Source organism: Shewanella sp. 5_MG-2023 (assembly GCF_030547465.1).
GTDB lineage: Bacteria > Pseudomonadota > Gammaproteobacteria > Enterobacterales > Shewanellaceae > Shewanella.
In genome coordinates, this window is sequence record NZ_JAUORC010000016.1 from 46,855 (window position 1) to 60,090 (window position 13,236).

Annotated in this window: 10 protein-coding genes; 5 read left to right on the forward strand and 5 right to left on the reverse strand. The window is 38.8% G+C overall.

The window, feature by feature from the left end; all coding sequences use genetic code 11:
* Positions 1-399 precede the first annotated feature (399 nt).
* The 3 genes from Q4557_RS11065 (at position 400) to Q4557_RS11075 (ending at position 2,966) form a co-directional block, all read left to right on the forward strand.
* Positions 400-1,239, forward strand: coding sequence for a hypothetical protein (locus Q4557_RS11065; protein WP_303412685.1), 840 nt, complete (start codon positions 400-402; stop codon positions 1,237-1,239).
* Positions 1,240-1,241: 2 nt separating this feature from the next.
* Entirely contained in the window at positions 1,242-2,249 is a 1,008-nt protein-coding gene (locus Q4557_RS11070) for a kelch-like protein (RefSeq protein WP_303412687.1), read from the forward strand.
* A gap of 210 nt (positions 2,250-2,459) precedes the next feature.
* Positions 2,460-2,966 carry a cupin domain-containing protein gene (locus tag Q4557_RS11075; RefSeq protein ID WP_102439808.1) on the forward strand — a complete coding sequence of 169 codons (507 nt, stop codon included), beginning with the start codon at positions 2,460-2,462 and terminating at the stop codon, positions 2,964-2,966.
* Between the two features lie 111 nt (positions 2,967-3,077).
* Here Q4557_RS11075 and Q4557_RS11080 read toward each other — a convergent pair whose 3' ends face one another.
* Positions 3,078-4,673 carry a BCCT family transporter gene (locus Q4557_RS11080; protein WP_102439809.1) on the reverse strand — a complete coding sequence of 532 codons (1,596 nt, stop codon included), beginning with the start codon at positions 4,671-4,673 and terminating at the stop codon, positions 3,078-3,080.
* Between the two features lie 392 nt (positions 4,674-5,065).
* Here Q4557_RS11080 and Q4557_RS11085 point away from each other — a divergent pair, with 392 nt between their 5' ends.
* Positions 5,066-6,619, forward strand: coding sequence for an AbgT family transporter (locus tag Q4557_RS11085; protein WP_303412691.1), 1,554 nt, complete (start codon positions 5,066-5,068; stop codon positions 6,617-6,619).
* 86 nt (positions 6,620-6,705) lie between these two features.
* On the opposite strand, the gene Q4557_RS11090 is transcribed toward Q4557_RS11085, so the two are convergent.
* A complete protein-coding gene (locus tag Q4557_RS11090; protein WP_303412692.1) occupies positions 6,706-8,112 on the reverse strand; it encodes an MATE family efflux transporter in 1,407 nt (468 codons plus the stop codon).
* 115 nt (positions 8,113-8,227) lie between these two features.
* On the opposite strand from Q4557_RS11090, the gene Q4557_RS11095 reads away from it, so the two are divergent.
* On the forward strand, positions 8,228-9,118 hold the full coding sequence (locus Q4557_RS11095; protein WP_102439812.1) for a LysR family transcriptional regulator: 891 nt from the start codon (positions 8,228-8,230) through the stop codon (positions 9,116-9,118).
* Between the two features lie 70 nt (positions 9,119-9,188).
* On the opposite strand, the gene yfaE is transcribed toward Q4557_RS11095, so the two are convergent.
* Genes yfaE through nrdA form a run of 3 tightly spaced genes read right to left on the reverse strand, consistent with a single transcriptional unit; the run spans position 9,189 to position 12,991 of the window.
* A complete protein-coding gene (yfaE, locus tag Q4557_RS11100) occupies positions 9,189-9,527 on the reverse strand; it encodes a class I ribonucleotide reductase maintenance protein YfaE (RefSeq protein ID WP_102476838.1) in 339 nt (112 codons plus the stop codon).
* Positions 9,517-10,647, reverse strand: a complete 1,131-nt coding sequence (nrdB, locus tag Q4557_RS11105) for a class Ia ribonucleoside-diphosphate reductase subunit beta (protein WP_102439814.1) — start codon at positions 10,645-10,647, stop codon at positions 9,517-9,519. Before nrdB ends, yfaE begins: the two co-directional genes overlap by 11 nt.
* 55 nt (positions 10,648-10,702) lie before the next feature.
* Complete coding sequence (nrdA, locus tag Q4557_RS11110) at positions 10,703-12,991, reverse strand: class 1a ribonucleoside-diphosphate reductase subunit alpha (protein WP_303412699.1); 2,289 nt, start codon at positions 12,989-12,991, stop codon at positions 10,703-10,705.
* Positions 12,992-13,236 lie beyond the last annotated feature (245 nt).

Genomic DNA, 13,236 nt, shown 5'->3' on the forward strand with positions numbered 1-13,236 from the left:
TGCTGAGGTTTGCCAATATTTTTTGACCACTAGAGCTTTGAAAATTCACATCTAATTAGGTGACCGCATTAAGCATAACACTCCAGTCTAAATACATTAGTTTAAGGCAATAAAGAGTAGATTTTTCAATGGTTAAATCTTGGGTGATAAAGTTGTTAATAAAAAGTTGTTGAACATCGTATCGTTAAGACGTTATGGTAATGGTCAGTATAACCATAACTGTTGATGGGTTGATATTTTGACAGTCAATTTGTTCACTAAAAAAACAGCTAGCATAACTTTATTCTTTCTAGCTGTACCTGCTGTTTAAGTTCGCTAACAGTCGAAAAATCAATGCTTTTGATAGAAAATAATAACTTAATGTTTGTCTAAAAATAATAAATAACCATGAGGATCTACATGAAATACATAACTCAATCTCTCTTGTTCATCATTGCGCTATTTTTATCATTTAATGGCGCTGCCACGGAACAAAAGTTCGACATAGACAAAGACTTACTACTTTTAAACTTTGATCTTAAAACGGATGTTGATGATGTTCATACCATTGCAGCATTCGATTTATTACTGCAATCAAAGGAATATGAAAACTTGAATTACTACGCTATTAGCGGCACTTACGGCATACAAGCAGGCGCCTATGTACCGGCAAATAACCTATTCGATATGGTGTTCAAGCAAAACTGGACAGATGCACATAACGACAGACAAAACTCTATCTATAGAAGCATCAAAAAGATAAACAAAACATTATCTTTAGGTGGCAATGTTTGGATGGTAGAGGCAGGGCAAAGTGATTTTACTCAAGAAATATTAGTAGCACTTAGTGAATTCAATATCTCATTTTCCAAAGATCAAATAATCGTAGTGCAACACGCCGATTGGAATGAACAAGAAACTAGCGTGGATGCATTAAATTACGTTAAGCAAAACACCACTTACATAAGAATTGCTGACGGTAACAAAGAAGGAAACGGTACCCCAGGATTTAACAATCAATCCTACTCAAGTAAAAATCTTGAAGATACCAAGCTTTTGTCAGCAAAAGTTTGGAAACAGGCCAATGAAATATGTACAAAATATAATGGTATTAATGGGCGCTACGATAACAAGGCGATTTCAGCTGGCGGTACTGACTTTTCTGATTTAGTTGAAGTCACTTATATATTAGATATTCAAGACACACCAACGGTAGCGGCGTTTTTTACTAAGTATAACAAAACGCTTTCAGAGAAATAGCCATGAAAATTACCCATTCCCCCCTTTCTTTGGTGGCCTTGTTTGTTTCACTATTTGTTGTACTTAACGCAACAGCCACAACCACTTGGCAGCAAATAGCAACGTCGAACTCTTTCTCTGCACGCCACGAAGCGGGCTTTATCAAATTTGAAGATAAGGGTTATTTAATTGGTGGCAGAGGAATAAAAGCCGTTGATGAGTTTGACCCTAATTTGTTAATGTGGCGCCCTTTACAAGAATCCCCCATAGAGCTACATCACTTTCAACCAAGTGTATGGAAAAACAAAATTGTTATTGCAGGGGCGTTAACTGGAGCTTATCCCGCTGAGACGCCAGTTGAAAATATTTATTATTTTTACCCCAATGAAAACAAATGGGAAAAAGGTCCTGCTATTCCACCAGCAAGGTTAAGAGGTAGTGCCGTTGCTGTTGTTAAAAACGATTCCCTTTACCTTATTGGCGGTATTACTAACGGTCACCTAGATGGCAATGTTAACTGGGTTGATCGCTATGACTTTATGACCAATACCTGGACTATTCTAAATGATGCCCCACACGCGCGAGACCATGCTCAAGCTGCGCTAATAAATAATCATATTTATGTTGCAGGGGGACGAAGAACTCTAGGCAAGCACAATCAAGTCTTTGAGTTAGTTGAAGGCAAACTTGATGTATTTAATATCGAGACTAATCAATGGCAAGTAGTGCGAAACGAATTACCAATCCCACGAGCTGGCATTGCAATATTCGCTCATCAAAATAAATTGATAGTAGTCGGGGGAGAAAGTGCCGATCCCAATAAAGCTCATGAAGAAGTTCACTTATTTGATAGCCAATCAAAACAATGGCTTAAAAAGCCTTCTTTAATTCAAGGAAGACACGGGAGTGGTGTTATCGAAGCAAATGGCTACCTATGGATTGCCTCAGGTTCTGGTATGCAGGGTGGATCACCCGAATTAAATTCAGTTGAACGTATTAAGCTCGATGCTATTTTTAATAATGATAAATAGCTTAATAATGACAATGCAATATACCTAAAATTGATAAGTTAATCTGAATCACAGATAAGAATATATGTGTCTCTGGTTATATTAATACCTGAAAATTTAACAAGTTGGTGAAGGGGCTATTGGATCAGATAAATAGGTAGCCGGCTGAGTACTTTTTTATGAAAGTGCTTAAGTTAAAGTTGGCAATTTATTTACGATAAGGAACAAGCTATGAAAAATAATCTGTCAAAAATGGCAAAAGTATCGGGATTTTACTTAATTATTTCGATATCTATAACTTTTCTGACGTCGTGTGCCTTTGTAAAAAATACAGATTCGAATGAAACTAACGCTATAAATAATGAATCAAATAGTCATATTCAATCTAGTATTGTTAACTTTGAAAACACCCATAAGACAGCTTACGATGGTAGTGATTTCTACACCTATTTTTACGGCGAAACAATAGGCACCAAGGATACAATTGTGGGTTTGGCAATTATAGAACCTAACAACGAAATTCATCCGCCTCACCAACATGCTGAAGAGGAGTATTTATACATTGTAGAAGGCTCGGGTATTTGGACGTTAAACGGCGTAGAAACACCTGCAAAAACTGGCGATGTATTGTATGTTTCCCCCTGGGACTTACACGGCATATTTAATACTGGCGATGTATCAATGAAGTTTTTTATTACTCGAGCAAGTAGTAAAGGCGTTAATGTCGAAAAACCTTAACCGGTGAAATAATAGTCAGCTTTAATGCAAAAAAACCAGCAAATCTATTTTTAATAGTATTTTGCTGGTTTTATATTCTACTTAATGGAATTTTAATTAGAACTACAATTATTACTTAGCGTAGTTTTTCTGGTTAATATCCATTTCCGATTTCAAACCCATTGTTAAGCTTACACACATTGTCAGTAAGATAATGGTGAAAGGGAGTCCTGTGGATATAGCGCCCGCTTGAAGGGCTTGTATCGCTTCTGTACCACCAACATACAATAATACCGCTGCAATAGCGCCTTCTGTGGTTGCCCAAAAGATACGTTGTGGCACTGGTGCATCAATCTTACCACCGGATGTAATACTGTCTATGACCAGTGAAGCCGAGTCAGATGAAGTAATAAAGAACACCATGATCAATATGATTGAAAGAATCGAAATTATCGAAGTCATTGGCATTACGTCAAAAGCCTGAAATAACGCTAGCGTGATATCTGTTAGCCCATTGGCACCTAATTCACCGACTTGATTGATGATTTGATCAATAGCATTGCCGCCAAATGTTGCCATCCAAAAAATAGTAATCGCTGTTGGTATCAATAGTACGCCAAGTAGGAATTCTTTTACTGTTCTACCGCGAGAAATACGTGCAATAAACATCCCCACACATGGTGACCAAGATATCCACCACGCCCAGTAAAATACTGTCCAGCCATGCATCCAAGCTTCGTCTTCTCGACCATGTGGATTGCTTAATGGAATAATATTTTCAATATAGCCCATGATAGTAATCGGTAAATAGGTCAGAGTGACGGAAAAAGTCATTATTATGATAAATAACAATAAAGCAAAAGCTGCCAGTAAATTAATATTGCTGAGAACTTTAACGCCGCCGTGCATACCGCGAATCACTGAAAATATGGCTAATGAAGTAACAAATGCAACAATAATAAGTTGAGTTGAAATGCCATTACTGATCCCAAATACATGACTTATACCACTGGCAGCTTGTTGAGCGCCCAAGCCTAGTGATGTTGCTAAACCAAACAGAGTGGCAAGCACTGCCAATATATCAATGATATGACCAAACCAACCCCAAGTTCTATCACCTAAAATAGGGTAGAACGCAGAGCGCATAGACAGGGGTAAGCCTTTATTGAATGTGAAGAAGGCCATTGATAATGCTACTACCGCATATATTGCCCATGGGTGTAGACCCCAATGGAACATGGTAGCACCTAGAGAAGCTTTAATGGCTTCATCAGTAAATGGCTCGACACCACCGGGCGTTTCAAACCAACCAGTATAATGAGCTGCAGGTTCTGCTAAGCCCCAAAACATCAGCCCAATGCCCATTCCTGCTGCAAATAGCATCGCCATCCATGAAAATATGGAATATTCGGGTACTGCGTCATTGCCACCAAGGCGGATTTTTCTAAAGGGAGAAATAATTAAGGCGATACAAAATAGTAAGAAAAAGTTTGCAGACCACATGAAAAGCACATCAAAATTATTGATTATTTTCCATTTAACGCCATCGAGTGCTGCTTTTGCAGTGCTTGCATCGACTGAAAGTAATGCAATTAGAAAAACAGCGATTAAGCCTGCACTGATACCAAAAACAGGATTGTGGATATCAAAACCCCATTTCTGGATATTATCTTGTCCCACTTCGTAGTCAGTATTATTAATACTGTATTTGTCTTTTGATTGACTCATGTGCCCTCAACAACTCATTTTATAGTAACTATTTTTATTAAAGGTTAACAGATTTAGACCCTGAGTGATGAGTGTTTTTATAATAAAAAATACCGCAAGTTACTGATGTTAATGGGTTGTTTGTTGTGTTACCACCTTGGGTTTGTCTGTTTTTTTTAGTAGTGCTGTAATTGTCAATATATCTAAACTGCGGAATAAAGTTCTGAATATTGTGTTTGATGCTTTTTTTATAAGCATTGTGGCTCTTTTTTTAAGTTTGCTTAAAGGTTGGTTTAATAAACTGAAAAATACAAAAATTCAAAAATAGATATAACCTCTATCCACTAGCGATAAATGTTGATGGCATTTATGCTTTGCTAATGGATTAAGGTATCAATGAAGGTAGGGCTAAAATGACAACTACAAGTGAGTCTTCAGAAAAAGCACCCGGCTTTTTAGGAAGAGCATTAGATAGTATTGAGCGAGTGGGTAATAAATTACCAGATCCTGCAATGCTATTCTTAATTTTGATGTTTGCAGTATGGGGAATTTCAGCTTTATTGTCTGGGGTAAGTTTTGAGGCAATTGATCCAAGAACCGATAGTCCAATCGTGGTTAATAATTTGCTTAGCGCTGAAGCATTAACGCACTTTTTAACCTCTATGGTGTCTACCTTTACCGCGTTTGCCCCATTAGGGGTGGTCCTTGTTGCCATGTTAGGTGTCGGCGTTGCAGAGCAATCGGGTTTTATCAATACCGCGCTGAAGCAAATGCTAAAAATAACCCCGGCAAAGTTTTTAACACCAGCGGTTGTGTTAGTGGGGATTATTTCTCATACCGCAACTGATGCGGGTTATGTGGTCGTTATCCCACTTGCTGGGGTGATATTTTTTACTGTTGGTCGCCATCCATTAGCTGGTATTGCCGCGGCGTTTGCAGGGGTATCAGGCGGTTTTTGCGCCAACTTTATTCCCTCAGGAATTGACCCACTATTACAAAGCTTTACTCAGTCGGCAGCGCAAATTGTCGATCCTGATATTCAAGTCAACCCACTCAATAATTGGTTCTTTGCAGCTTCATCATGTATCCCAATTACCTTAACAATTTGGTATTTAACCGATAAAATTCTTGAGCCAAGACTTAATCGTAGCCATAAAGTAAAGCGTGAAGAAGTAGATTTACCAGCAATGGAAGAGGTTACTTCTAAAGAAATAAATGCATTTAGAGTGGCATCGGCGGTGATGTTGGCCGCGATAGTTGGCTTTTTCTCATTAACTATTCCTGAAACATCAACCTTACGCGATGCTAGTGGTTCGTTAACCAGTTTTAGTGCGCCATTGATGCAATCAATTGTGCCGTTAATCTTTATCTTCTTTGTATTGCCAGGTTTGGTTTATGGCTTTATGACTGGCACCTTTAAAAGTTCAGCCGATGTGGTGCAGGCGATGTCAAAATCAATGAGTGGCATGGCGCACTATATTGTAATGGCGTTTTTCTGTGCCCAGTTTGTCGCTGCATTTTCAGCGTCAAACCTTGGTGCGTTAATTGCGGTAGAAGGCGCAGGCGGCTTAAAAGCCATGAACTTGCCTGCTGAAGTTACCGTTATTGGCATGGTAATTTTAGTTGGTTTCGTTAACCTATTTGTTGGTTCATCGTCGGCTAAATGGGCACTGATTGGGCCGGTACTGGTTCCTATGTTGATGCAGCTCAATATTAGCCCAGATTTATCCCAAGCCGCTTACCGAGTGGGCGATTCAAGCTCTAATATCATTACCCCATTGATGCCATACTTCCCGTTGGTGGTAGTTTACTGTCAACGTTATGTGAAAGGCATAGGCATTGGTACGTTAATTTCTATGATGCTGCCATTTAGCTTGGCATTGTTGTCTATTTGGAGCGCTTGGTTATTGATCTATTGGTCAATTGGTTTCCCATTAGGCCTTGGTGCAAGTTACACCTACGGTTAAGCCCTTAATGATTTAGGCCTACAGTCTACAATCGAATAAACTAAAAAGGACTGCATTTGCAGTCCTTTTGTATATTTGCACAGCGCTTACGCGTGCACACTCGTTGTTTGGGGACTTTGGTGTACTACCGTTACAGGCTGGTGTTGTTCGTCGATCTTTTTAATGCGTTTTAGTTCATTAAATACCATCGGCATCAGTAAAAGACATAAGCTTATATTGGAAAGTGGCACAGCCAGCCAAATACCATTGACCCCAATCATCAACGGCAAAAGCATCAAAAATGGAAGTTGGATCAGCATATTACTTATCGAAATGGTTAAGGATTTACGGCCTTGATTAACGGCCATAAAATACACTGTGGCCACAAAGATAATACCGTCCAAGATTAACGCAAACAGATGTAATCGAATTCCGATTAAAGCTTCAGCCATTAATGCGCCATCGCCATGACTGAACAGCTGCAGCACATTGCTAGGAAACAAGTTTAATACTACAACCAATAACAGTGCGAAAATACAAACGACTTTTGTCGCAAGAATCACCGTTGTTTTGATGTTGGCTATTTGTTTTTTGCCGTAATAATAACTTACCGGTGGCTGCATACCCCCAGCAATCCCTTCTGCTATGAGATAAAACATTGTGGCGATATAGCCGATAATCGCGAAGGCGGCGACATGCACAGCCGAGCCGTAAACCATGAATGAGTAGTTATGTAAGGCAATAATAAAGCTAAAATACATGAACATAAACAAACTGGATAAGCCCAATGCCATTATAGAACCCATAGTCTTAACGTTAATGACATTCAAAGAAAATTGTAATTTAGTATTCGATTTACTCGACATAAAATAACAGCCGCCTAATATCACGACTAAGGTTTGAGAAATCATGGTAGCCAACGCAGCACCATGCAAGCCCATTGGGTAAAGGACAATCAGCAGGTAATCCAATATGATATTTACACAGGCACCTAGCACCATAAGTTGTGTCGCGATAGCCGGGTTTTCATCATTACGAATTAACAGTGGTATTGCAGTAGCCGCGGTTGTAAAAAATGCGCCATAAACAAAAACGTCTATATAGGCCATTGCCATAGATAAGTTCTCACCTTCAGCTTTTTGTAATAACAATAAGTCTTTAGCAAAAAATTGAATGAACAGCGCAGCCATTATGCTAAAGCCAATGAGCAGGGCGATGGCATTATTTAAAATGCGTTTTGATTTTATAGGGTTATTCTCGCCACGGCTGATCGATAATAAGCTGCCTGCACCCATGCCTATCATCATGCCAACACCAATAATACCGCTGATAATTGGCCAAGCGAGGTTGATCCCAGCAAGCCCCTCGAAACCAATGTAATGGCCAACGAAGATACCGTCGATGATTTGATATAAGCCACTGACTAGCATTGCGCTAATCGATGGAATGGCATATTTCCAATAATGTTGCTTCACATTATTAGGGTTAACTTTTTGAGATATGATTAACGACATTTTTTTAAGGCTTGTTGAGAATGAAGCATTATTATCGCACCATATAAGATAGACTAAAGTTGGTTACTATCCGCTAAACGGATAGATTGTTAATGATTCAATTAAGAGTATGAATATGAATTGGTCTATAGAGCAATTACAAGCATTTGTTACTGCCGTGAATTTAGGTTCATTTTCTGCTGCTGCCCGTTCTTTAGGAAAAGCGCAGTCAAGGATAAGCAGTGCTATAGCTAACTTAGAAATTGATTTAGGTTTTAAATTATTTGATAGATCTGGGCGTTTACCTGTGCTGACAGAGCAGGGCGAACAAATGTATATTGAAGCCAATGCCGTTATAGCACAATGTGAGCGTTTAAACGCTAGAGCTATGTCGGTAATGACTGATGATGAATTGTCGCTAACAATCGCTATTGACGAAGCTGTACCTATCTCTATTTTCGAAGATTTCTTTGATAAAACCGCTCACCAATTTCCATTATTAAAACTGACTATCTTAAATGGAACCCGAGACGATATTGCACAGTGGGTTGAAATAGGAAAGGCTGATTTAGGTATTTTGTTCTTGGGTGAACAACTGAGTGACAGTTTAGAGTTCTTTACCATTGATAGTTTTCATCAATCTCTAATTGTTGCACCGAAACATCCGTTAGCGTCAATACCAGTGCCAAATATTTCACAATTAAACATGTATAAACAATTTGTTATTTGTGACTTAGAAACCACAGGTAAACCTATTTCAGCTAATTGTTGGCACGTGGACAGCTATTATTATATTACTTCTCTCGTTGCCCGTGGTTTAGGTTGGGCCTTAGTACCGGAGCATATTGCCCATTCAGATTGGTATACAGGCGAGATAATTGAGTTAAGCTGTTATCACATATCGGATTCACTCACCATTGAAATGGGATTAGTGAAGCGACGGGATAAAGGTGCGGGACACATAATGAACTGGATGTTTGGTGAGGTGGAAAAAATGTTCATCGCAGCTAAAAAAGAAAGAATATAATTCAATTTTTATGTCTATCAAAGATGCTATTACTAAAAGTCAGGTCATGACTTAGCGTTAATTAGTGATATTACTCAGTCACTAATAAATGTCTGCGTTGTTGAACGTAAATATTACTGGGTTCATCTGTGGTGAGATCTAAATCAATATTGCTATCGGGTACGCAGCAACATGGCAGGCATTCATCAGCTTCTAACTCAACAAGTGGCTCAGTGATATAGCTCACCTTACCACTAATGATTTTGGTTTTACAGGCACCACAAAAACCACGTCGACATTCAGAGAAGACGTTGACTTTTTTTATTTCTAATACTTCTAAAAGCGTGTGTTGCTGTTGATTAAACAGCAACACAGGTTCCCCATTTAAGCTAACAATGGGGGCTTTTTTTAAATGTCTATTATAGGTCAAAATCTAAAAACTCATCGCTATCAACAGCTGAATCAATTTGTCCTACTAAGTAAGAAGAGACTTCTACTTCTTGTGGGGCAACTTGTACCGCATCACTTTCAAGCCAGTTTTTCATCCAAGGAAGTGGATTAGTTTGCTCAGCATAAGGCTGTTTTAAATTAACCGCTTTCATGCGCTGGTTAGTAATATATTCAACGTACTGACATAAAATCTGTTCATTTAATCCAATCATTGAACCGTCTTTAAATAAGTACTGTGCCCACTGCTTTTCTTGTTCTGCAGCTTTATAAAAGATGTCATAGGCTTCTTGCTCACATTCAGCCGCAATTTCACCCATTTCAGGATCGTCTTTTCCACCTTGCATAATATTTAAAATATGCTGAGTACTATTAAGGTGTAATGCTTCATCACGGGCAATCAAACGAATAATTTTTGCATTGCCTTCCATTAAGTTACGTTCAGCAAAAGCAAATGAACATGCAAAGCTAACATAAAAACGAATTGCTTCTAATGCGTTGACTGACATCATGCATAAATACAATGATTTTTTAAGAATACGGCTATTAACGGTAATTTCTTTACCGTTGATGAGGTGCGTGCCTTGTCCGTGTAGATTCATCACTTGGGTTAATTCAATCAAGTCATCATAATATTGAGCGATATCACCGGCCCGTTTTAAGATTTCTTGGTTGACGACGATGTCATCAAAAACTACAGAAGGATCATTAACAATATTACGAATAATATGGGTATATGAACGAGAGTGAATAGTTTCAGAGAAAGACCAAGTTTCAATCCAAGTTTCAAGCTCAGGTAACGACACTAATGGCAATAATGCTACGTTTGGTGAGCGGCCTTGAATTGAATCAAGTAAGGTTTGGTATTTGAGGTTTGAGATAAAAATATGCTTTTCATGCTCAGGTAAACTTTGATAATCGATTTTATCTTTACTTACATCTACTTCTTCCGGACGCCAGAAAAAGGATAATTGTTTTTCAATTAACTTTTCGAACACTTCATATTTTTGTTGATCGTAACGTGCAACGTTAACGGGTTGTCCCATGAACATAGGTTCATACATTGGGTTGTTCGGAGTTTGACAGAAAGTAGAGTAAGCCATTTTTATATCCCAAAAAAGCGGGGAAAACTCCCCGCGTTTATATGCTAATTAGTGATTAAATCTTACAAGCGCCGCTTGCACAACCATCGTCTTCTTTTTCAACGACAGTGATGTCATCAAACTGATCCGATGCACCATCACGGGTGTTGTGATAGTAAAGGGTCTTAACCCCAAGCTTATAAGCGGTGAGCAAATCTTTCAGTAAGGTTTGCATAGGCACTTTTTGATTATCAAATCGTGTCGGGTCGTAATTGGTATTTGATGAGATTGCTTGGTCCACAAACTTCTGCATCAAACCGACTAACTGTAAGTAACCCTCATTATTCGGCATATTCCAAAGTAATTCATACTTATCTTTAAGTTCATCAAAGTCAGGTACAACTTGCTTTAATTGACCATCTTTACTGGCTTTAACACTGATCAGGCCACGTGGTGGTTCAATGCCATTGGTTGCATTAGAAATTTGCGATGATGTTTCAGACGGCATTAATGCCGAAAGAGTGGAGTTACGCAGGCCGTGCTGTTTAATATCGGCACGTAAACCTTCCCAATCCATGTGTAATGGCTCGTCACAAATTTTATCCAAGTCACGTTTATAGGTATCAATGGGTAAAATACCTTGAGCGTACGTTGTTTCATTGAACAAAGGACATGCGCCTTGCTCTTTTGCTAAATTGTTTGATGCTTTCAATAAGTAAAATTGAATTGCTTCAAAGGTTTTATGGGTCAAGTTATTACCTGAGCCATCAGAATATTTCATGCCATTCTTAGCAAGGTAATTAGCGAAGTTAATCACACCTATGCCTAGAGTACGACGATTCATAGAACCAAGTTGCGCTGAAATGATTGGGTAATCTTGATAATCAAGCAAGTTATCTAATGCACGTACTGCTAAGTCAGCTAATGGTTCTAGCTCTGATAAATCTTTGATAGCACCAAGGTTTAATGCTGATAATGTACAAAGGGCAATCTCACCATTTGGATCATCAATATTCTTCAACGGTTTAGTTGGCAAGGCGATTTCTAAACAAAGGTTTGATTGCTTAATTGGCGCAACTTGCGGATCAAATGGGCTGTGAGTATTGCAGTGATCAACATTTTGAATGTAGATTCGGCCTGTTGATGCACGCTCTTGCATCATCAATGAAAATAATTCAACTGCTTTAATCTCTTTACGACGAATGCTTAAGTCAGCTTCATACTGAAGGTATAGACGTTCAAATTCGTCTTGATCAGCGAAGAAAGCGTCGTATAAACCTGGCACATCAGATGGGCTGAATAGGCTGATGTTTTGACCTTTGATTAAACGTTGGTACATCAATTTGTTTAGCTGTACACCGTAATCAAGATGGCGAACACGGTTGTCTTCAACACCACGGTTATTTTTAAGTACCAGTAACGATTCAACTTCTAAATGCCATAACGGGTAGAATAGGGTAGCTGCACCACCACGTACGCCGCCTTGAGAGCACGATTTAACCGCTGTTTGAAAGTATTTGTAAAATGGTAAGCAACCGGTATGGAATGCTTCACCACCGCGAATAGGGCTACCTAATGCACGGATACGACCGGCATTGATCCCAATACCTGCGCGTTGACTAACGTATTTTACAATTGAAGATGCGGTCGCATTGATAGAGTCAAGGCTGTCGTCACATTCAATTAATACACATGAGCTAAATTGACGTGTCGGAGTACGTACACCTGCCATGATTGGGGTTGGTAAAGAAATCTTAAATGTTGAAGCCGCGTCATAAAAACGTTTGATGTAATCTAAACGGGTGTCTTTTGGGTAACGCGCAAATAAACAAGCTGCCACTAAAATATACAGGAACTGAGCACTTTCATAAATTTCGTTAGTGACGCGGTTTTGAACTAGGTATTTGCCTTCAAGCTGTTTAACTGCAGCATAAGAAAAGTTCATATCGCGCCAGTGGTCAATATAACCATCTAAAATGGTTAATTCTTCTGACGTGTAATCTTCTAAAATATGCTTATCGTATTTGCCAAGTTCAACCAAGCGAGTGACTTGATCAACTAACTTCGGTGGCTCAAATTGGCCAAAAGCTTTTTTACGTAAATGAAAAACAGCAAGTCTTGCAGCGAGGAATTGATAATCAGGCGCTTCTGGTGAGATTAAGTCTGCTGCTGCTTTAATAATGGTTTCGTGGATTGCTTCAGTTGGAATACCGTCAAAGAATTGTAGATGAGAACGTAATTCAACTTCTGAGACTGAAACGTTTTTCAATCCTTTAGCTGCCCACTCGATAACGCGATGAATTTTGTCTAAATCGATTGTTTCGCGTTCGCCACTGCGTTTTGTGACTGTCATATTGCTGTTCATTAAAAAAGCCTTGATTGTAAAATAGTTTGCGTGATTTAAATTTTGGATCTTTTTTAATCGTCTCGTTTACGATCGCCATTAAATCACAATACGTTCCCTTGTAAGTTGATCATCCATAAGCACTAACAACGTAATATATCCAAGAAATACGAGTGTTATTTGAAGACCCAAAGCAGAAAAAGCCTTGTGTCTTGTTCTGATGTCACACACAAGATATGGTGTTTAATAAAAACTTACATACAAGA

Excerpts from the sequence above, each read along its gene's own strand:
- Q4557_RS11080 (WP_102439809.1), bottom strand. The coding sequence starts at position 4,673 with ATGAGTCAATCAAAAGACAAATACAGTATTAATAATACTGACTACGAA.
- Q4557_RS11095 (WP_102439812.1), top strand. The coding sequence starts at position 8,228 with ATGAATTGGTCTATAGAGCAATTACAAGCATTTGTTACTGCCGTGAAT.
- nrdA (WP_303412699.1), bottom strand. The coding sequence starts at position 12,991 with ATGAACAGCAATATGACAGTCACAAAACGCAGTGGCGAACGCGAAACA.
- Q4557_RS11090 (WP_303412692.1), bottom strand. The coding sequence starts at position 8,112 with ATGTCGTTAATCATATCTCAAAAAGTTAACCCTAATAATGTGAAGCAA.
- Q4557_RS11065 (WP_303412685.1), top strand. The coding sequence starts at position 400 with ATGAAATACATAACTCAATCTCTCTTGTTCATCATTGCGCTATTTTTA.
- Q4557_RS11070 (WP_303412687.1), top strand. The coding sequence starts at position 1,242 with ATGAAAATTACCCATTCCCCCCTTTCTTTGGTGGCCTTGTTTGTTTCA.
- nrdB (WP_102439814.1), bottom strand. The coding sequence starts at position 10,647 with ATGGCTTACTCTACTTTCTGTCAAACTCCGAACAACCCAATGTATGAA.
- Q4557_RS11075 (WP_102439808.1), top strand. The coding sequence starts at position 2,460 with ATGAAAAATAATCTGTCAAAAATGGCAAAAGTATCGGGATTTTACTTA.
- Q4557_RS11085 (WP_303412691.1), top strand. The coding sequence starts at position 5,066 with ATGACAACTACAAGTGAGTCTTCAGAAAAAGCACCCGGCTTTTTAGGA.